At 60.4% G+C, this 19,401-nt stretch carries 22 protein-coding genes and 1 riboswitch; of the genes, 19 read left to right on the forward strand and 3 right to left on the reverse strand.

Annotated elements, in window-relative coordinates:
- Positions 1-50: 50 nt before the first annotated feature.
- Entirely contained in the window at positions 51-1,586 is a 1,536-nt protein-coding gene (locus tag ACSEXS_RS06115; RefSeq protein WP_438432275.1) for a Ppx/GppA phosphatase family protein, read from the reverse strand.
- 201 nt (positions 1,587-1,787) lie between these two features.
- Here ACSEXS_RS06115 and ACSEXS_RS06120 point away from each other — a divergent pair, with 201 nt between their 5' ends.
- Together ACSEXS_RS06120 and ACSEXS_RS06125 are read left to right on the forward strand one after the other, a co-directional pair.
- On the forward strand, positions 1,788-2,714 hold the full coding sequence (locus tag ACSEXS_RS06120; RefSeq protein WP_438432276.1) for an ABC transporter permease subunit: 927 nt from the start codon (positions 1,788-1,790) through the stop codon (positions 2,712-2,714).
- Entirely contained in the window at positions 2,711-3,616 is a 906-nt protein-coding gene (locus ACSEXS_RS06125) for an ABC transporter permease subunit (RefSeq protein ID WP_438432277.1), read from the forward strand. The genes ACSEXS_RS06120 and ACSEXS_RS06125 overlap by 4 nt, the downstream gene beginning before the upstream one ends.
- A 90-nt stretch (positions 3,617-3,706) precedes the next feature.
- Here ACSEXS_RS06125 and ACSEXS_RS06130 read toward each other — a convergent pair whose 3' ends face one another.
- On the reverse strand, positions 3,707-4,612 hold the full coding sequence (locus ACSEXS_RS06130; protein WP_438432278.1) for a prohibitin family protein: 906 nt from the start codon (positions 4,610-4,612) through the stop codon (positions 3,707-3,709).
- A 160-nt stretch (positions 4,613-4,772) separates the two neighbouring features.
- On the opposite strand from ACSEXS_RS06130, the gene ACSEXS_RS06135 reads away from it, so the two are divergent.
- The 4 genes from ACSEXS_RS06135 to sigF all read left to right on the forward strand — a co-directional run bounded on the left by ACSEXS_RS06135 (position 4,773) and on the right by sigF (position 7,653).
- Positions 4,773-5,945 (forward strand): D-alanyl-D-alanine carboxypeptidase family protein, encoded by a 1,173-nt coding sequence (locus tag ACSEXS_RS06135; protein ID WP_438432279.1) that lies wholly within the window; start codon positions 4,773-4,775, stop codon positions 5,943-5,945.
- Positions 5,946-6,077: 132 nt separating this feature from the next.
- Positions 6,078-6,434, forward strand: a complete 357-nt coding sequence (gene spoIIAA, locus ACSEXS_RS06140) for an anti-sigma F factor antagonist (protein WP_438432280.1) — start codon at positions 6,078-6,080, stop codon at positions 6,432-6,434.
- Positions 6,431-6,877, forward strand: coding sequence for an anti-sigma F factor (spoIIAB, locus tag ACSEXS_RS06145; protein WP_438432281.1), 447 nt, complete (start codon positions 6,431-6,433; stop codon positions 6,875-6,877). The genes spoIIAA and spoIIAB overlap by 4 nt, the downstream gene beginning before the upstream one ends.
- A 20-nt stretch (positions 6,878-6,897) precedes the next feature.
- A complete protein-coding gene (gene sigF / locus ACSEXS_RS06150) occupies positions 6,898-7,653 on the forward strand; it encodes an RNA polymerase sporulation sigma factor SigF (RefSeq protein WP_438432282.1) in 756 nt (251 codons plus the stop codon).
- 6 nt (positions 7,654-7,659) lie between these two features.
- Here sigF and ACSEXS_RS06155 read toward each other — a convergent pair whose 3' ends face one another.
- Entirely contained in the window at positions 7,660-7,824 is a 165-nt protein-coding gene (locus ACSEXS_RS06155) for a Spo0E family sporulation regulatory protein-aspartic acid phosphatase (RefSeq protein ID WP_438432283.1), read from the reverse strand.
- A 285-nt stretch (positions 7,825-8,109) separates the two neighbouring features.
- On the opposite strand from ACSEXS_RS06155, the gene ACSEXS_RS06160 reads away from it, so the two are divergent.
- From ACSEXS_RS06160 to ACSEXS_RS06220, 13 genes are all read left to right on the forward strand, one after another.
- Positions 8,110-8,766 (forward strand): GTP pyrophosphokinase, encoded by a 657-nt coding sequence (locus tag ACSEXS_RS06160; protein WP_438433100.1) that lies wholly within the window; start codon positions 8,110-8,112, stop codon positions 8,764-8,766.
- Positions 8,767-8,844: 78 nt separating this feature from the next.
- Positions 8,845-9,501, forward strand: a complete 657-nt coding sequence (locus ACSEXS_RS06165; RefSeq protein WP_438432284.1) for a stage V sporulation protein AA — start codon at positions 8,845-8,847, stop codon at positions 9,499-9,501.
- Complete coding sequence (locus tag ACSEXS_RS06170; protein ID WP_438432285.1) at positions 9,485-9,901, forward strand: stage V sporulation protein AB; 417 nt, start codon at positions 9,485-9,487, stop codon at positions 9,899-9,901. The genes ACSEXS_RS06165 and ACSEXS_RS06170 overlap by 17 nt, the downstream gene beginning before the upstream one ends.
- A gap of 63 nt (positions 9,902-9,964) precedes the next feature.
- Positions 9,965-11,305, forward strand: coding sequence for a diaminopimelate decarboxylase (gene lysA / locus ACSEXS_RS06175; RefSeq protein ID WP_438432286.1), 1,341 nt, complete (start codon positions 9,965-9,967; stop codon positions 11,303-11,305).
- A gap of 81 nt (positions 11,306-11,386) precedes the next feature.
- A complete protein-coding gene (locus tag ACSEXS_RS06180) occupies positions 11,387-11,818 on the forward strand; it encodes a peptidylprolyl isomerase (RefSeq protein WP_438432287.1) in 432 nt (143 codons plus the stop codon).
- A gap of 114 nt (positions 11,819-11,932) precedes the next feature.
- Positions 11,933-12,883: an LCP family protein gene (locus ACSEXS_RS06185; RefSeq protein WP_438432288.1), complete on the forward strand. Its 951-nt coding sequence runs from the start codon at positions 11,933-11,935 to the stop codon at positions 12,881-12,883.
- Positions 12,884-13,007: 124 nt separating this feature from the next.
- Positions 13,008-13,198: riboswitch (FMN riboswitch) on the forward strand.
- A 161-nt stretch (positions 13,199-13,359) separates the two neighbouring features.
- Positions 13,360-14,469, forward strand: coding sequence for a bifunctional diaminohydroxyphosphoribosylaminopyrimidine deaminase/5-amino-6-(5-phosphoribosylamino)uracil reductase RibD (ribD, locus tag ACSEXS_RS06190; RefSeq protein WP_438432289.1), 1,110 nt, complete (start codon positions 13,360-13,362; stop codon positions 14,467-14,469).
- A 33-nt stretch (positions 14,470-14,502) separates the two neighbouring features.
- The gene (gene ribE, locus ACSEXS_RS06195) at positions 14,503-15,165 is read left to right on the forward strand and encodes a riboflavin synthase (protein WP_438432290.1); all 663 of its coding nucleotides are present in this window, start codon (positions 14,503-14,505) and stop codon (positions 15,163-15,165) included.
- 30 nt (positions 15,166-15,195) lie between these two features.
- On the forward strand, positions 15,196-16,443 hold the full coding sequence (locus ACSEXS_RS06200) for a bifunctional 3,4-dihydroxy-2-butanone-4-phosphate synthase/GTP cyclohydrolase II (RefSeq protein WP_438432291.1): 1,248 nt from the start codon (positions 15,196-15,198) through the stop codon (positions 16,441-16,443).
- Between the two features lie 6 nt (positions 16,444-16,449).
- The gene (ribH, locus tag ACSEXS_RS06205) at positions 16,450-16,920 is read left to right on the forward strand and encodes a 6,7-dimethyl-8-ribityllumazine synthase (protein ID WP_438432292.1); all 471 of its coding nucleotides are present in this window, start codon (positions 16,450-16,452) and stop codon (positions 16,918-16,920) included.
- A 20-nt stretch (positions 16,921-16,940) separates the two neighbouring features.
- Positions 16,941-17,918 carry a segregation and condensation protein A gene (locus ACSEXS_RS06210; RefSeq protein WP_438432293.1) on the forward strand — a complete coding sequence of 326 codons (978 nt, stop codon included), beginning with the start codon at positions 16,941-16,943 and terminating at the stop codon, positions 17,916-17,918.
- Positions 17,875-18,585 (forward strand): SMC-Scp complex subunit ScpB, encoded by a 711-nt coding sequence (gene scpB, locus ACSEXS_RS06215; RefSeq protein ID WP_438432294.1) that lies wholly within the window; start codon positions 17,875-17,877, stop codon positions 18,583-18,585. The genes ACSEXS_RS06210 and scpB overlap by 44 nt, the downstream gene beginning before the upstream one ends.
- A 119-nt stretch (positions 18,586-18,704) precedes the next feature.
- Complete coding sequence (locus ACSEXS_RS06220; RefSeq protein WP_438432295.1) at positions 18,705-19,400, forward strand: DUF2953 domain-containing protein; 696 nt, start codon at positions 18,705-18,707, stop codon at positions 19,398-19,400.
- The last annotated feature ends 1 nt before the right edge of the window (position 19,401 follow it).

A 19,401-nucleotide genomic window follows, 5' to 3' on the forward strand; every position in this document is an offset into this window, starting at 1 on the left:
GACCGGGATGCTTCTTCTGTTTGGATGCCCATTCAAACGGTGGCTTGCATTCAGCGGCCGTGCTCTTCCTTTACGGCGAAGCGAAGGGGGAAACCCCAGGTCTTGCGGAAGTCGTCCGACAGCCGCATGGCCGTTTCCAGCTCGGCCTCCGGCGGTTCCGAGCAGGTAAGCTCCAGGAGAGGAGCGCCGTCGGAACTGGCGACGCGGATTTCCCGGATGCGGTCCCGACGGCCGTTGTCGAGCGCTGCCGCGAGCTGCAAGAGCGCGCCCAGAGCCACCGCCGTGGACAAGTCCGTCTCGCTGAGCAGATCCTGATGGGACAGGAAGGCTTTGCGGGTTTTCTTCTTGCCGGTATGGGAGGCAATGAGGGCGGCCAGCACGATCTCCCGATGCTCCAGCCCGTATAGGCGGGCATGGGTGATCCAGTAGAAGGAATGGGCCGGATAGGTGTAATAATTGACTGCGGCTCCGATCCGGTAGAGCCGGGACGCGGCATACAGGCTGCTGCGCGCGCCCTCGTCCAGCCGATGATAGGTCTTCAGCCCGTCGAAGAGCTGCATCGCTAGGCGGTGAACCTGGTCGATGTGGCGGGAGGGAGCCATTCCGGCATTGTGGGTGAGAATCTGAGTGCTGTGGGCGAGCACATCGTGGGTCACGGGCTGCTCCGGGCAAGCGGTCTCGTAATAGACGCCTTCGCGCAAGCCCGTACCGCTGACGACGCAATAGGAGGCTCCGATGTGCATGAGAGCGGTTTGAAGCAGGACGAGCCCGGGCACGAGGATATCCGCCCGGTCGGCGGCAAGCCCGTCGAGCTTCAGCTTCTGCGCGAGCGTCATGCTCCCGAGCAGATCGATCGTCTCGTGAACGGTGATGAGCGGGATGCGGTAGTTGTGCGTGAGCGGCAGGGAATACCCGGAACGCTTCTGGGTCAGCTTGGCCAGCGTGCGGACGGTGCCGCCGAGTCCCACGAGCGGCAGACCGGGATGCTGCCGCAGCCACGGCTGCGTTTCGAAGAGCGTCTCGGCCATCACCCGGATATCGCGCAGGCTGGCTTCATCGGTCGCTCCGTTCGGAGCGTACCGCTTTGCCGTGTTGACCGCTCCGAACGGGAAGGAGACGGAATTCACGATCTGCCTGTCGCGGAACAGGGTGATCTCCGTACTGCCTCCGCCGATATCGATCAGGAAGCCGTCGCGGATGGTCATCGAATTCATCACACCGACGAAGCCGTAGCGGGCTTCGTCCTCGTCGCTGGCGATTTCGATGGCGAGGCCGGTGGCGGCGCGAAGCGCTTCGACCACTTCCCGGGAATTGGCGGCGTTGCGAACGGCGGCGGTGGCCACCGCCCGGATGAAGTCGGCGTGATTGGCAACGCAAACCGACCGGAAGTGAACGAGCGTCTGAATCAATTCATCGAGCTGATCGATAGGCAGAGAGCCGTCTCGGGCAACTTTTCCGACGAGGCGAATATTCTTCTTGCTCTCCTCGACGATGCGGTGAATACCGTGGCCGGCGTCTTCATACAGAACGAGCCGTACCGAGTTGGAGCCGATATCGATGATGCCGAATAGCCGGGATTTTGTCATGGGGCGCCTCCAATCGACGAGAGTGGGTCTGGGGATTCCGGATTGCCCTCTATTGTACCACGCCGCCGCCGGGTTACCAATCGGCGGATCGGCTCTCACCGAATTCTAATGACGGGCACAGATGGCCGGTGTACACTGGGGAAAACCCTAAGCCGCGCGACCGGATTAAACCGCTCGGCGGCATTACACCGGGAGGAGACCATGTCCTACCACGCCCAATTGCGCCGATCGCTTGTCGTCAGCATTCTGGCAATGATCGGCATTATTCTGATCGTTCTGTATCCGCGGGAACTCACGGTTACCGTCGAGAAGTACGAGCTGAAGGCCAGCTCGACCGTGACTTGGAAGGAGTACGCAGGCCGGATACAAGCCTTCGTCCGGGAAGCCTGGCAGACGGGCAGCCTCGGCCGCAGCCGGGACGGGCAGCCGGTGGAGGCCGTGGTCGGCGCGGCGATGGGACGCAGTTTGGCCGTCATTGCCGGCTCATTCGCCCTCAGCGCCGTACTCGGAATGGGGAAGGGCATCTTCGATCACCTTCATGCCCGACGCAAAAGCGGACTTTTCGGCGGCGCAGCATCCATGCTGCTCCAATCCACCCCCGATTTCTTGTTTATCCTGCTCGTTGAATGGGCAATCATCCGATTTATGCCGTCGGTTCGCTTCTTCGGGCATGTCGGGCTGTCCGCCTTCGTGCTGCCGGTGCTCCTGGTGTCTTTTTTTCCGACGCTGTATATGGCCCGGATCACGCACAACGCGCTCGACGCCCATTTACATCCGATGTACATCCAGGTGGCGCGGGCCAAGGGGCTGAAGGAGCGCAGCATCTTCCGCACCTACGTTCTGCGCAACAGCCTTCCCGGCATCCTCGCGCATTCGACCACGCTCCTGGTCTACCTCTTGTCCAATCTCCTGATGGTCGAATACCTGATGAATTATCCCGGAGCGGCCGCCCGGCTCTATCAAGCGATCGATTACAGCCGTTCCCTGGGCACCGGGCCCCACTATGAACCCGGCATCATCATCGAGACCGCATTTTGCTTCATGCTGCTCATTCTGCTTGTGCAGGGCTTCAGCCTGTGGGCGCGGAAACGGCTCGACCCCCGTCCGGAAGGAGGGGAGGAAGCATGAGACGCCGGCGAAATCTGCCGCTCGCCGTGGGGCTGGCCATGCTGGCTGTACTGCTTCTCGCGATGTTCCTCGGACCCGAACTGCCTTTTGTCGACAAGAAGCTGACCCCGGTTCCGCATCGCTGGACGGAAGCCCATAAGCTGATCCTCCCCAAGTACAAGCCTTCCGCCGCCAATCCGCTGGGCTCGGACAAATCCGGAGTCGACAACCTCAGCATGCTGGTGGTCGGGACGCGCGATACCGTCGCTCTGATCGCAGCCATCGCCGCGCTGCGGTATTTGATCGGCGTTCCTCTCGGCCTGCTGGCGCGGAAGGGAACAGGCTTCGCTTCCGCGGCCGTCCAGGTGCTGAACCGGATGTTCGCGTTCCTGCCGACGGTCTTTTCCGCGGCGCTTCTCCTGAGCGCGCCTTTCCTGTTGTTCAGCGACCACCGGCTCTTCTGGGTGCTGTGCCTGCTCGCCTTGCTGGAAGCGGGACGGGTAGCGGATACGGTGTCCGTTCGGGCGCGGGAGCTGGCCAAGGAGCCGTATTTCGAAGCCGGGCATGCGCTCGGCTTAAGCCGCCGGCGGTTGATCCGCCGCTATTACCTGCCGGGCCTGGTTCCCGATCTGCTCATCGGCTTTTGCCAGGATCTCGGCAAGGTCATGCTGCTGCTCGGCCAACTGGGCGTACTGAGCATCTTCCTCACGCAGCGCTGGGTGGAGGTCGATTACCTGACGAAGGTATTCGTCGATACGAGCGTCAACTGGATCGGCCTGTTGGCCAGCCACCGGGCGGACATTTTCTCCGGCAGGTTCTCGTTCGTCTTTTATCCCGCGTTTGCGATTCTGTTCGTGGTATTCACCTTCAACCTCATCGGCGAGGGGTTGCGCGTGCGGTATCTGAGCAAATGGCGAGCGTAGCTAATTTCGGTTTGGAATTGACAAAAAACAGGTCCGCCGCGGCGCTGAAAGCCGTGGCGGACCTGTTTTTTTTGACTGTTTCCGGCGAACTTACGGATTCGCGCTGGCCGAGGGCGACGAGGCCGGCGCTTTGGCAGCGCCGCTGCCGCTAGACGTCGAGGCGGACGGGCTGATGCTGTTCAGGTCGATGAACGGCGTCGCACCGCCGGTAACGGTCGGCAGCTTGCCATCCCATTTATCGAGCGCCTTCTCCTGAACCTCGATCTGCTTGAGCTGAATCAGCTCGGTGGTAACCTCCTGCTTCTTCAGCCGCAACGATTCGGCTTCGGCCTGAGCCTGGGCGATCTTCTGCTTGGCCTCGATCTCGATGCGCTTCAGGTCGTTCTCCGCCTGCATCGCCTTCTGGGCTGCGATCTGCTTGGCTTCGATCGACTGGTTAAAGGCGTCGTCGAATTCGAAGTTGACGATGCTGATGTCCGTAACGATGAGCTGGTAATGGCTGAGCCGGTCGGACAAGCCTTCCTTTACTTCCAGGGCCACCGTATCGCGCTTCTGGATCAGCTCCTCCGCCGTGAAGCGGCTGGTGACGGATTTCAAGATTTCCTGGACGGCCGGGCCGACGATCCGGTTGGCGTAATCGGGTCCGACATTGTTGTAGAGCTTATAGGCTCCGGCGGCGTCAACCCGATAGTTGACGGCGATTCGGGTATGGGTGATCTGCAGGTCGCGGGAAGCGGCGGCCGCTTCGCTCTCCGACTTGGTGACTTGAACGTTGACCGGAATGATCGTCTGAATGAACGGAACCTTCAGGTGCAGCCCTTCTCCCAGGGTCTCGCTGCTCATTTTCCCCAGGGTTTTGCGGATGCCGACATGCCCGTAATCGACGACGGTGAAGCTGTTGAACAGCACGACCAGGGCGACGAGGGCGAGCGCGACCCAACCGACAATGCGGGGGGCGGGGTTCTTTTTTCCTTTGAACGGAATCTCTGTACTCATGCCATAACTCCTCCTGTGTTCTCTATTTTCACGTTAGTGCTGTACCTTACGCAAAAAGGTAGGGTCCCGTTTCACCGCAACGGGAATATTCTCGCGGCAATTCGTCAACAATGGAAAAAAGGAATACCGGATATTTCCAATATGGGAGGAACCTGCCACGATGAAGAAGATGCTAGCTTTGCTGGTCGCCTGTACCCTGGTCTCGGGTTTGGCCGCGCCAGTCATTCATGCGGATGAGAAGAAATCCGCTCCCGTTGCCGATTACGCGCCTGGAGCCAAGTCCGCCGTTCTGATCGACAGCGATACGGGCACGGTCTTGTACGACAAGGCCAAGGATACCAAGCTGCCCCCGGCCAGCATCACCAAGATCATGACCATGCTGCTGATCATGGAAGCGCTCGACCAAGGCAAGCTGACCATGACCGATAAGGTGAGAGCGAGCGAGAATGCCGCCTCGATGGGCGGCTCGCAAATTTTCCTCGAGCCGGGAGAAGAGATGACCGTGGAAGAGATGCTGAAGGGCATCGCGATGGCCTCCGGCAACGACGCCTCCGTGGCGATGGCCGAGAAGCTGGCCGGCAGCGAAGAAGCGTTCGTCGCGCAGATGAACGCCCGCGCGGGGGAGCTCGGCATGAACAATACGCATTTCTCCAACTGCAACGGGCTTCCGGTTGCGAACCACTATACCACCGCCTACGACATCGCCATCATGTCGCGGGAGCTGCTCAAGCATCCGGAGATTACCAAATTTACGGGCGCCTATCAGGACTATCTGCGCAAAAGCTCGGCCAAGCCGTTCTGGCTGGTCAATACCAACAAGCTTGTCCGGTTCTATCCGGGAGCGGACGGGCTTAAGACCGGCTTCACAGCGGAAGCGCGCTTCTGCCTGTCGGCGACGGCCAAGAAGGACGGGCTGCGCGTGATCGCCGTGGTCATGGGCGAGCCCGACACCAAGACGCGCAACGCCGAGGTGACCAAGCTGTTCGACTATGCGTTCGCCCAATATGCGAGCCATCCGATTCTGAAGGCGGGCGACGTCATCGGGTCGATCCGGGTGGACAAGGGCAAGGAGCAGGTGGTCACGCTGAAGGCCAAGACCCCTTACAGCATCCTGCTGAAGAAAGGCGAGGACAAGGGCGACGTGCGGTACGAGCTGAAGCTGGCCGGCAAGGTGAAGGCGCCGCTCAAAGCCGGAGACAAGATCGGAACGCTGGCCATCTACCGCAACAACAAGCTGCTGAACGAGGTGCCGGTGGAGAGCCCGGCAAACGTGGATAAGGCCGGCTGGTGGACACTATTCAAGCGGACCTTCCAGCAGTTGGTAACGATTTGAATTTTGCCCTGTCGGACTTTGTTGGCTTTGTTCTAGTTTTGTAGCGCTGGTTCTAGTTTTGTCGGCCAGGCAGGAGATGGTTTTCGGAGTGTAGAATTCAATGCTCATGCCAAGGAAGGAGTGAGCTGAACGTTGAGTTTGCACATCGAAATCGAAAAGGCGGGGCGCCGAACCCTGATCGTCCGGCTGGCCGGCGAGCTGGATCACCATACCTCGGAAATCGTTAAAGCGAAGATGGAGGAGGCTCTTCAGCGGGAAGGCAGCATTCACGTGATCCTGAGCATGAAGGACCTCACCTTCATGGACAGCTCCGGGCTGGGCGTCATCCTGGGGCGCTACAAGCAGATCACCGGCATGGGCGGCAAAATGGTCGTCTGCGACATTCACCCTTCCGTACACCGGCTGTTCGAAATGTCGGGACTTTACAAGATCGTATCCGTGCAGGACAACGAACGGCAAGCCGTGTCCAGTCTGGAGGTCGTATCATGACAGGGAGCAACTTCATGAAGCTGGAATTCGCCAGCCGCTCCGAGAACGAGGCCTTTGCCCGGGTAACCGTCGCCGCTTTTGCATCGCAGCTTGACCCCGACATGAACGAGTTGACCGACATCAAGACGGTGGTGTCGGAAGCGGTCACGAACTCGATCATCCACGGCTACGACAACAATCCCGACTGCATGGTGACCATCACGGCCCGGATCGAGGACGACATGCTCTATCTGACGGTGGAAGACGACGGCTCGGGCATTGCCGATCCCGAACAGGCCCGCCAGCCGCTCTTCACCTCGAAGCCCGAACTGGAGCGCTCCGGCATGGGGTTCACGATCATGGAGAATTTCATGGATCGGGTGGAGATTGAGACGGAGGTCGGCAAGGGAACGGTCGTCCGCATGGTCAAGCGAATCGAATCGAAGAAAGCTCTCTTCAATTAGGAGTCTAGGGAGTCGAGTCTATGAATGGGGATTTGAAGCAACCCTCTGGGAGCTATTTGGACGACAGCGAAGTCAAGCGCCTGATCGCTTTAAGCCAGGCGGGAGACAGCCTCGCCCGCGATACGCTGGTGAATTGCAACATCCGGCTTGTCTGGTCGGTCGTGCAGCGCTTCCTCAACCGGGGATACGAGGCCGAGGATCTTTTTCAGATCGGCTGCATCGGGCTCTTGAAAGCGGTGGACAAGTTCGACCTGTCTTATGACGTCAAGTTCTCGACCTATGCCGTACCGATGATCATCGGCGAGATTCAGCGCTTTCTCCGCGACGACGGCACCCTGAAGGTTAGTCGATCCCTCAAGGAGCTCGCCAACAAGGTGCGCAAGGTCAAGGACGAGCTGTCCAAGGAAATCGGGCGGCTGCCGACGATCAAGGAGGTCGCGGACCGCCTCGGGATCTCTCCCGAAGACGTCGTCTTTGCGCAGGAAGCAAATAAGCCGCCCTCCTCGATTCACGAGACCGTGTTCGAGAATGACGGCGATCCGATTACGCTGATGGATCAAATATCCGACGATTCGCAGGAGAACTGGTTTGACAAGATGGCTCTCGGCGAAGCGATCGAACGCTTGAACGAACGGGAGCGGTTGATTGTCTATCTTCGCTATTACCGGGACCAAACCCAATCGGAAGTGGCGGGCAGGCTGGGCATTTCCCAGGTTCAGGTTTCCCGGCTGGAGAAGAAAATCCTCAAGTCCATTCGCGACCAAATTGCCCAATAGCCGGTGTCAGGCGCTCACCCGGCGTTTTTGCTGGTAGTGGATGATGAGCTGATCCAGCTCCTGGCTCAGGCTGACCACATGAGGATGGACGAGGGTGTCGCGTCGGCCCGCAAGCAGGTTCAACTGAGCGCGCAGCAGCTCGATTCTTTCCGATAGGGAAGAGAGTTCCATGACGCTTATGTAGCTCCTTTCGAGATAGCATGACTACCCTATATAATCATATCACCACGCTTTAGTAAAACGAAACTTTTGTAACATAATTTAAAAATCTTGTAAAAAACGTTTAGATGTGTATGGTGTTCAATTAATTGTAATAAATGAACCGGCCATTGGCCGGTTTCTTCCTTATTGAAACGGATCGCCCGCTCATTCGTAATGAACGGAAAGCTTGCCGCAAATATTGATTCTCCGGGAGAGACGACCATGACGGAACCGATGGAAGACTATGAAATCGCCATGCGAGCCATGAACGCCAAGATGATCAACGAATGGAAGAACTGGCTGCTGGTCTACAAATTCGCTTTGGACGAAGTCAATACGAAGCTGGAGATTCTGAACGAGGAGTTCCAGTTCATCCATAATTACAACCCGATCGAACATATGAAGTCCCGCCTGAAATCCCCCGAAAGCATCATCTCCAAGCTGCACCGCAAAGGGCTTGAGGTGAGTCTGGAGAACGCCCGCGATCACATCCACGACATCGCCGGCATTCGGATCATCTGCTCGTTTACGACCGATATCTACAAAATCATCGATCTGCTTTCCAGGCAGAGCGACGTTCAGGTGCTGAAGGTCAAAGACTACATCAAAGAACCGAAGCCGAACGGATACCGCAGCGCCCACCTGCTGATCCTGATTCCGGTCTTCTTGACCGACCGGGTGGAGCAGGTGCCGGTGGAGATCCAGATTCGAACCGTCGCCATGGACTTTTGGGCGAGCTTGGAGCACAAGATCTATTACAAGTTCGACAGCGAGGTGCCCCGCTCGATCACCGATCAGCTGAAGAATTCGGCGGAGCTGATCGACCTTCTGGACAAGCGGATGCTCGCGATCAACGAAGAGGTGTCCGAATACAAGAAGGACGAGCCCGAACCTTCGCCTTTCCGGTTTTAAGGCGCAGAGCTAGCAACAGAGTACAAACCCGCCCAATTTGGCATACTTTCCGGTAAAGACTTCCGGGAGGTGTGCGGGATGGCGGAGGAATCGCACGCAGACAACGTGCTTTATTTGCGTTTCCGCAAACGGGTCTGCCTGGAAAAAGGAGAAGTGCTCACCCTGGGCCGGGCTGCCCGGCTGCTCGCCGATCCGAAGCGAGAGAAAGAGCTCGGCCGATTGGTCATCGCCCGCCCCAAGGAGCGCGACGGCAACATGATCCTCGTCGATGTGCTGCAGATTATCGGGCTTGTCCGCGAGTATGCCCCGGGCTTGCGCATCGAGCATTTCGGCGATCCGTTCGTGCTGGTTGAGGTGAAATCCCGGCAGGAACGCTTGCCGAGTTGGCTGATCGTATCCGCCGTCTGGCTCCTGCTGTTCATCGGCTCGGGGCTGACGATCATGAATTTTCATGCCGATGTGAGCATGCCCGCCGTTCACCGGAGGCTGTATCAGCTCATCACCGGCAAATTCGAGCCGAGGCCCCTCGCCCTGCAAATTCCCTATTCCTTCGGAATCGGCATCGGCATGGCGATCTTCTTCAACCGGTTCTTCAAGAAAACCTTCAATGAAGAGCCGAGCCCGCTCGAGGTGGAGATGTTTCTCTACCAGGAGAATGTGAACCAGTATATCGTCACCGAAGAGTACCGCAAGCTGGCGGCCCGGGAGGGAGAGCCGGATGACGGCTGTCCGTGAACTGGCCGCCTCGTTCGTCGGTCTCGCCTGGGGCCTCGCCGTCGGCTGCGGCTATGTGGCGTTCATCGCGGTGCTCGACATTCTGCCGCGGCTCGCGCAGGTGACGCGCACCTACGACCGCATCCGCCGGTACGAGCAGGCGCTCATCGCCGGCGCTTTTTATTGGACGCTGGCGGATTTCTACGGCTGGGCGTTCCCGCTGCCCGGAGGCTTCGTCACCGTGGCCGGGATCTTGTCCGGCATGTTCGTCGGGCTCATCGCCGGCGGACTGACGGAAGTGGTCAACGTGCTGCCGATTCTCGCCAAGCGGCTCGGCCTTCACGCCTATATCGTCCTGCTGCTGTTTGCGATGATTTTGGGAAAAGTGGCGGGCTCGCTTTTCGAATGGTTGCTCGATTGAGCGTTGTCAACCCCCCGGCCTTGTGATAAGTTAAGAGTAAACTTTTTGGGGGGAACGCTCGTTATGTTTTTGCACGGAACCAGTACCATCAACGGGCAGGGGCATCTGCAGATCGGCGGATGCGATACCGCTGCCCTGGCCAATACCTTCGGGACCCCCTTGTACGTGATGGATGAAGACTTGATCCGCCGTCGCTGCCGCGAATTCAACGAGGCTTTTCAGGCCTCGGGACTCAAGTTCCAGGTGGCCTTCGCGAGCAAGGCCTTCTGCGTCATGGCCATGTGCCGTTTGATCGAAGAGGAAGGCCTCACGCTCGACGTCGTTTCGGACGGCGAGCTGTATACGGCGCTTCAGGCCGGTTTTCCGCCGGAACGCATTCATTTCCACGGCAACAACAAGACGCCGGAGGAGATCGACTATGCGGTGGAGGCGGGCATCGGCGTGTTCGTGGTCGACAATTTCCACGAGCTGGCGCTCCTGAATGCCATTGCGGGGTCCAAGCGGAAGAAGATCGATATTCTGCTGCGTGTCTCCCCCGGTGTGGAGGCGCATACGCACGACTATATGCTGACCGGCAACGAAGACTCCAAGTTCGGCTTCGATCTCGGCTCGGGCGCCGCGATGGAAGCGGCGCGCCGGGCGCTGGAGCAGCCGAACCTCGAGCTGCTCGGCATCCATTCGCACATCGGCTCGCAGATCTTCGAGGTGGAGGGCTTCCGCCACGCGGTGGAGAAGCTGATGGGCTTTGCCCTTGCGGTCCGCGACGAGACCGGCGCGGTATTCCGCGTGTTCAACCTGGGCGGTGGCTTCGGCGTCCGGTATGTCGAAGGCGACAGCCCGCTTGAGATCAAGGATTACGTTAAGGCGATCACCGAGAACATCCATTCGACCTTCACCGCGGGCGGCTATCCGGTGCCCGCCGTCTGGGTCGAGCCGGGGCGGACGATCGTGGGAGACGCTGGGACGACGCTTTACCGAATTGGCTCGATGAAGGACCTGCCCGGCATCCGCAAGTACGTGTCGGTGGACGGGGGCATGACCGATAATCCGCGTCCGGCGCTGTACCAGGCGAAGTACGAGGCCCTGCTCGCCAATCGGGCCAGCGAGGCAAACGAAGAGACCGTCTCCATCGCCGGCAAATGCTGCGAGAGCGGCGATATGCTGATCTGGGATCTGGAGCTGCCGAAGGCGGAGGCGGGCGATATCCTCGCCGTTTCCTGCACCGGGGCCTACAATTATTCCATGGCAAGCAACTACAACCGCATCCGCCGGCCGGCCGTCGTCTTTGTTAAAGACGGCGAAGCCGAGGTTGTGGTCCAGCGGGAGTCGCATGCCGATCTCGTCCGCAACGACGTGATTCCGGCCCGTCTGCGCAAGCAGCCGTCCGAGGCCGGCAAGCGCTGAGCCTAAGCCGAGTTGTGTTTTGCCGGCGAAGCCCGTACAATGGTAACCGAGCTCGCTTATATTGAAGGAGATGAATGTTGCATGGCCAAACAAGCCAAGATCACGATGGAAAACGGGGAGCAGGTCGTCATCGATCTGTTTGAGAAGGACGCCCCTAACACGGTAGCCAACTTCGAGAAGCTGGCCAACACCGGCTTTTACAATGGACTTGTGTTTCACCGGGTAATCCCCGGCTTCGTCGCGCAGGGCGGCTGTCCGAACGGGACAGGCACCGGCGGCCCCGGCTACACGATCAATTGCGAGATCAACCCGAACAAGCACGAGCGCGGCACGCTCGCCATGGCGCATGCCGGCCGCAACACCGGCGGCAGCCAATTCTACATCTGCTATGCGCCGCAGCCTCACCTGGACGGCCAGCACACGGTATTCGGCAAGGTCGTAAGCGGCATGGAAGCGGTCGATCAGTTCCGCGGCCGCGACAAAATGGCGAAGGTCGAAGTCGTCGAAGCTTAAGCTTCCTGACGGTAACGGCAGATCCCGGGCGCAGAGTGCTCTGCCCCGGGTTTCTTGTTTCCGGTCATTGGAGCGGTTGACATTTCCGCTTCCGGTTGACCAGAGGGGGTACTTATGAAAAAAAAACCGATGAGACGGATCGTCCTGTTACTTGGACTCATTCTGATTATTTTCCTAGGCGTCTACGCTTACCGGCTCTACGATTCGCTGAACGGCATGAACAAGGCTACATCCGTGGAAGGCACGACGGACTGGAACGGCAAAGACCGCGTCAACGTGCTGCTCATCGGCGGAGACTCGCGCGACAGCGGCAAGGACGGGAATCCCCGCTCCGACACGCTCATGATCGCCTCCGTCGATCCCGCGAAGAAAAGCATCGTCCTGTTCTCCGTGCTGCGCGATACTTACGTGAGCATTCCGGATCACGGCAAGAGCAAGATCAACGCGGCTTACGCGCTCGGAGGCCCGTCGCTCGCCATTCAAACGGTGAGCAAGCTGCTGGACATGCCCATTCATTATTATGTCTACACGGACTTCCAAGGCTTCATGGCGCTGATCGACGCCGTTGGCGGCGTTCGGATCGACGTGGAGAAGAACATGGATTACGAGGACGCCGCCGACGGGCATAAGTTCGACATTCATCTGAAGAAGGGCGAGCAGGACATGGACGGCAAGACGGCGCTGCAGTATGTCCGCTTCCGTCACGACGCCCTGTCGGATCTCAGCCGCACCGAGCGCCAGCGCAAGCTGATCGCGGCGGTGACCGAGAAGCTGCAGAAGACATCGTCTCTGATCAAGCTGCCCGGTATCATAAAGTCGGCCAGTCCCTACGTGGATACGAACATGAAGCCGTCCGACATGCTGAAGCTCGGCAAGCTCGGGTTATCGGCCAAGGGCAACGGAATCGACAGCATTCAGCTGCCGCCGACGAACCTCATCACCAACATCCGCACGAAGAGCGGCGCCGCGCTGAGCGCCGATCCGGCCGCTCTGCAGAGCTACGTATCGACCAAGCTGGAGGAAGCGGGCCAGGGCGGAGCGGGCGAGGAGAAGTCGAAGAACTAAGCGGACCTCTTGGCAAAAGGCAAGGCGAAAGCGCGGGGTACTGGAACGCGGCGCTTTTCGCCTTGCTTTTGCATTGCCGGGGGTGGTAAAATTTCAGGTAACCCGTACCGATCGGTGCGGGAGTCATATCCTTCGGGGCAGGGTGCAATTCCCTACCGACGGTGACCGCAGGCGGCCTTCGAAAGCTGGACGCCGTGCGGAAGTCCGTGACCCGCTCGGAAGACGGCCAGGCCCGAATAGGGCAGCCATCGACTGGCGGCTGATCCGGTGAGAGTCCGGAACCGACAGTGACAGTCTGGATGGGAGAAGGAGCGGCGATTCATGCAAGAACAGGCTGTGCCATAGACGTTCCTTTTTTCACAAACTTGGCCGCCAAGGTTCTTTCGCATATCACGCAACCTCTATGCCCCCGAGTAAGAACGGGGGCTTTTTTGTCTTTACGGGCCCCCGCAAACGAGGAGGGAGGAGAACGGCCGGTGGACGTTCTGAATGACGAGTATTACATGGGGCTGGCGCTGGAGCTCGCCCGCGGCACGAACGGCCAGACGGGCATCAACCCGGCGGTCGGCTGCGTGATCGTGAAGCAGGGACGCATCGTCGGCATCGGAGCCCACCTGCGGCGCGGGACGGCCCATGCCGAGGTTCACGCCCTCGACATGGCCGGCGGGGAAGCCGAAGGGGCGACCGCTTACGTGACGCTGGAGCCCTGCAGCCACTACGGCCGGACCCCGCCCTGCGCGGAGCGGCTGGTCCGGGAGAAGGTGGCGCGCGTGGTCGTGGCGGCGAGCGACCCGAATCCCCGGGTGGCCGGCCGGGGGATCGCTCTCCTGCGCGAGAACGGCATCGAGGTGACGACCGGCATCCGCGGCCGGGAGGCGGAGGAGCTGAACGAAGCGTTCAACAAGTACATCGTCACCGGCCTGCCGTTCGTCACCCTGAAGACGGCCAGCACCCTGGACGGCCGGATCGCCAGCCGGACGGGCGACAGCAGGTGGATCACGAACCCGCGCTCGCGGGAGTACGTCCATCTGCTGCGGCACCGCCACCAGGCGGTGATGGTCGGCATTGGCACGGCGCTGGCGGACGATCCGGCGCTCACCGCGCGGCTCGCCGTACCGGCGCTTCAGCCGGTGCGGGTGGTCGTCGACTCCGCGCTGCGGCTGCCGCCGCAGGCCCGTCTGCTCGACCCCGCCGGCGGCGGTCCGCTGCTCGTGCTCACCCGCGAAGGGGCCGACCCCGAACGCGCCCGCGAGTTGACCGCGCTCGGCGCCGAAGTGGTGCCCATCCCCGGCGACGGGCCGCAGGTCGATCTGACCGCGGCGATGCGCGAGCTCGGCCGCCGGGAGATCGGCTCCGTGCTGCTGGAAGGCGGCGGCCGGTTGAACGGCGCCATGCTGGAGCGGAGGCTGATCGACAAGCTGGTGCTGTTCTTCGCGCCGAAGATCATCGGCGGAACCACCGCACCGGCGAGCTTCGCCTTCGACGGCTTCGAGCGGATGGAGGAAGCGGTTCGCCTCACGCGCACCCGCGTCGAGCTCATCGAGGAGGATATCTGTTTGACCGGTTATCCGGAGTACGGGTCATGAGGCAGCAAACGGACCGGTTTGGAGGAAATCGTTATGTTTACCGGAATCATTGAAGAAATCGGCACGATGCGCAGCGTGAAGCGGGCCGGCCATTCGCTGGTGCTGTCCGTCAACGCGTCGCGCATCCTGGAGGATGTGCACCTCGGGGACAGCATCGCCGTGAATGGCGTTTGTCTAACGGTGATCTCCTTCGACCGCACCGGCGTGGCCATGGACGTCATGCCGGAGACGTACCGCAAGACCACGCTGGCTTTGCTTGAGCCGGGCAGCCGGGTGAACCTGGAGCGGGCCATGGCGGCGGGCGGCCGGTATGGCGGCCATATGGTCCAGGGCCATGTGGATGCGACCGGCGTGATCCGGAGCCGGACGCGCGAGGAGAATGCCGTCGTCTACACGATCGAACCGGAGCGCCCCGGTCTGCTCCGGTATGTCGTCCCGCAGGGCTCGGTCGCGATCGACGGCATCAGCTTGACCGTGGTGAGCGCGGACGCGGACCGCTTCACCGTCTCCATCATCCCGCACACGTTGCAGGAGACGATCCTCGCGGACAAACACGCAGGGGATGCGGTGAACGTGGAATGCGACATTTTGGGAAAATACATCGAGAGGCTGCTGCTCGCTCCGCGCGAGGCCGCGCCGCCAAGCCGGCCGGGCGGACTTACGGAGCAGTTTCTAGCCGAGAATGGCTTTCTGTAAGCCGTGAGTCGCTAGACAGGAGGAAGCGTTATGGACGATATCCGGTTTGATCCGATCGAAGAGGCCATCTACGACCTCATGCAGGGCAAGGTTATCATCGTGGTGGACGACGAGGACCGCGAGAACGAAGGGGATTTCATTGCGCTGGCGGAGAAGGCGACGCCCGAGGTGATCAACTATATGATCCGCGAGGGACGCGGCCTCGTCTGCGTGCCGATCACCGAGGAGCGGGCGGCGGAGCTCAGCCTTCATCCGATGGTGGAGCGCAATACCGACAATCACGGGACGGCGTTCACCGTGTCCGTGGATCATGTTACGACCACGACGGGCATCTCCGCCCATGAGCGGTCGGCGACGGTGCGGGCCTTGATCGACGGCGCGGCCAAGCCGGCCGACTTCCGCCGCCCCGGGCACATCTTCCCGCTCATCGCCAAGAAGGGCGGCGTGCTGCGCCGGGCCGGGCATACCGAGGCGGCGGTGGACCTCGCCCGCATGTGCGGTTCTTACCCGGCCGCCGTCATCTGCGAGGTGATCAAGGAGGACGGTTCCATGGCCCGGGTGCCCGACCTGATGAAGCTGCGTCAAACGGGCGGCCACAAGATCATCACCATCCGCGACCTCATTCACTACCGCAACGAGAAGGATAAGCTGGTCACCCGCGAGGTGGAAATCAACCTGCCGACGGATTACGGCACCTTCAAGGCGGTGGCGTATTCCAATGAAGTGGACGGCAAGGAGCATATCGCCCTGGTCAAGGGCACCATCGACCCCGCCGTTCCGGTGCTGGTGCGGGTGCATTCCGAATGCTTGACCGGCGACGTGTTCCACTCGCACCGTTGCGATTGCGGCCCGCAGCTCGAAGCGGCGCTTGCCCAGATCGAGGCAGCGGGCTCCGGCGTTCTGCTCTACATGCGGCAGGAGGGGCGCGGCATCGGCCTGATCAACAAATTGCGCGCTTACAAGCTGCAGGAAGAAGGACTTGACACCGTCGACGCGAATATTAAACTAGGCTTTGCGGCCGATTTGCGCGATTACGGCATCGGCGCCCAAATTCTGCGCGACTTGGGCCTGCGCCGCATCCGGCTTTTGACCAACAACCCGCGCAAGATCACCGGCCTCGAAGGCTACGGCCTGGAAGTGTCGGAACGGGTTCCGCTGCAAATGCCGGAGAACGAAGACAATTCCCGTTATCTGCATACCAAGCAGCAGAAGCTCGGGCATCTGCTGACCTTTGTGGAACAGAACGAAACGATCCCGACCCATGAGCCGAAAGGATGATGAGAGATGACCCGAATTTTTGAAGGAAAGCTGATCTCCGAGAACAGCAAATACGCCATTGTGGCAGGCCGTTTCAATGAATTTATCGTCGGCAAGCTCGTCTCCGGGGCGCAGGATGCGCTGAAGCGCCATGGAGCCCAAGAGGAAGACGTGGACCTCGCCTGGGTGCCGGGGGCCTTCGAAATCCCGCTCGTGGCGAAGAAGCTGGCCGAAAGCGGCAAATATGACGCCGTCATCACCCTGGGCGCCGTGATCCGGGGATCGACGCCCCATTTCGATTACGTGGCGAACGAAGTGTCCAAGGGGGTCGCCGCGGTTGGATTGGCTGCCGGCATCCCGGTGGTGTTCGGCGTGCTCACGACCGACACGATCGAGCAGGCAATTGAACGGGCCGGGACCAAAGCGGGCAACAAGGGCTGGGAAGCGGCCGCCACGGCCATCGAGATGGTGAATTTGCTGAAGCAGATCCAAGCGTAAGGGAGAATCCGGAGAACCGAATGAAGGAACCGAGCGAGGAAACGCGGGAATACAAAAACATGGAAGATACGGGGGCAGGAGACGCTCGGGAAAGGGGAGCGTCCCCTTCCGATGCCGAAATCGACGCTGCAGCCGAGGAGAACACCACGGAGATCATCCCGGATAGCACTCCGAATGGTGCACCTGACGGCACACCGGAGGGACATCCGTCCTCGAAGGTAACCTTCAAGCTGGATGCCTTCGAAGGGCCGCTCGACCTGCTCCTGCATCTGATCGACAAGAACGAGGTCGATATTTACGACATCCCGATTAAGACCATCACCGACCAATACATGGAGTATCTCGACCTTTTCCAGGAGCTGGAGCTGGATGTGACCAGCGAATTTCTGGTGATGGCGGCGACGCTGTTGTCGATCAAGAGCAAGATGCTCCTGCCGAAACCGCCCGTCATCGAAATGGACTGGGAAGACGGCATGGAAGACCCCGACCTCGACCCCCGCGCCGAGCTGGTCCGCCAACTGATGGAGTACAAAAAATACAAAGAAATCGCCGATCACTTGCGGGAGAAGGAAGTGGAACGAAGCCACCTCTTTACCCGCGAGCCGGCGGACCTCAGTCCTTTCGTCGTCGTGGCGAAGGAGAACCCCGTCGAGGGGCTGGTGCCGGCCGATCTTCTGCTCGCCTTTCGCCGGGCGCTGCGAAAGATGGCCGGACGAAATGCGGTCGCGCGTATCCGCCGGGACGAAATCTCCGTGAAGGAGCGCATCCGGCAGATCCTTCGCCAGCTCAAGCGGGAGGGAGACCGTGTGCTCTTTTCCCGGCTCCTGGAGGATGGGTTCTCCCGGGAGGAGGTCGTGACGACCTTCCTCGCGCTGCTCGAGCTCATGAAGATGAAGCGCATCGTCTGCTTTCAGCACCGGCTGTTTGACGATATTGTAATTGAAACGAGAGAGGATGGTACCGCGGTTGCCAGTGAGTCCGATGTTACCGATTATTGAAGGCCTGCTGTTCGCGGCGGGCGATGAAGGGCTGGACGCCCGCCAATTGGCGGAGGTGCTGGAGATCAGCGCTGCTGCGGCCCGCGAGCTGGTGGAAAGCCTGCGGCTGAATCTGAAGGAGACCGGCCGGGGCGTGCAGATCGTCGAGCTGGCGGGCTCCTACCAGATGACCACCGTTCCCGAGCACGCTCCGTATTTCGAGAAGCTGGCGGAGTCCCCGTCGCGCTCCTCGCTGTCGCAGGCGTCCCTGGAGACGCTGTCGATCGTCGCTTACCGGCAGCCGATCACCCGCGTGGAGATCGAAGAAATCCGCGGCGTAAAATGCGACCGGGCGCTGCAGACTCTCGTCGCGAAGGAGCTGATCGAAGAGACGGGCCGGGCGGAAGCGGTCGGGAGGCCGATTCTGTACGGAACGACGAAGCCGTTTCTCGATTACTTCGGCCTGTCCTCGTTGGAGGATTTGCCGGATTCTTCGCTCTTTGGCCAAACCCTCGATCTGGAGGAGGAGGCGCGCCTCTTGTTCGAACGTCCCGAAGCCAAGCAGTTGACCTTCGAGGATGTGGCCGATTCCGGCGAGACGGAAGCCTTCGACCGGGAATTCGAGGCGCTGGCGGATTCGTTCCTGGCTTTGGATTCTTCGGCGAATTCGGAAGCCGAAGAAGACTAGCGCCCAAATCCCGCGCAAGCTGCGCATTTTTTCCAGCCGGGCGTGCATACTAACCCGTGTTCTTCCAGGTTTGACCGGGAGGACACGGGTATTTTTGTTGCCATCGGAGGTGGATTAACATGGGCTGGTACATCGCCCTCTCGCTGTGTCTGGTTCTGCTGGCAATCGTGGCAGGCGTGCTCGCCAGCGAAATTCGCATGGAATTCCGCTTTTCGAGAGCCCGCGACAACGACCGGCTGGATGTGGAGGTCAGGGCCGTGTTCGGACTGGTGCATTACCATTATTCCGTTCCCAAAATCGATTATCAGGGCCTGCTTCGGGGTGTCCGCTTGTTCGGTCAGGAGAAGCCGATCGGCAAGTCGGAGGCGAAGGCCGAGAAGACGGTCGACGATCTGAATAAACGCGATGTGGAATGGAGCATTCGCATGCGGAAGGTCTTCCAGGCTCATTTCCGCGACTACAACGGCTGGCTGAGCGAGCTGGTGGGGAAGCTGACCTGCACCGGCTTCCGCTGGTCCACGAGTATCGGCGTTCCGAACCCGGCCCAGACAGCCGTTCTCACCGGAGGAGGCTGGGGACTGAAAGCCTTCCTCGTCGGATTTTTGACCCACAAGCTCCATTTCAAAACCGATCCTCTGCTGGTGGTAACGCCTTGCTACAACCGGTACGCCTTCTCCACCGACCTGGAAATGAGCCTGACGGTCCGCGCAGGCGCGATGGTCGCTTCCGGTTGGCAGCTCTTTCGCCGAATGCTGAGCCTGGGGCATGCCAAGCAGGCGTTCCGGAGCGTACGGCGGTTGTCGCAAGCGCGATGAC

It is taken from the genome of Gorillibacterium terrae (genome assembly GCF_051594785.1).
GTDB lineage: Bacteria > Bacillota > Bacilli > Paenibacillales > NBRC-103111 > Gorillibacterium.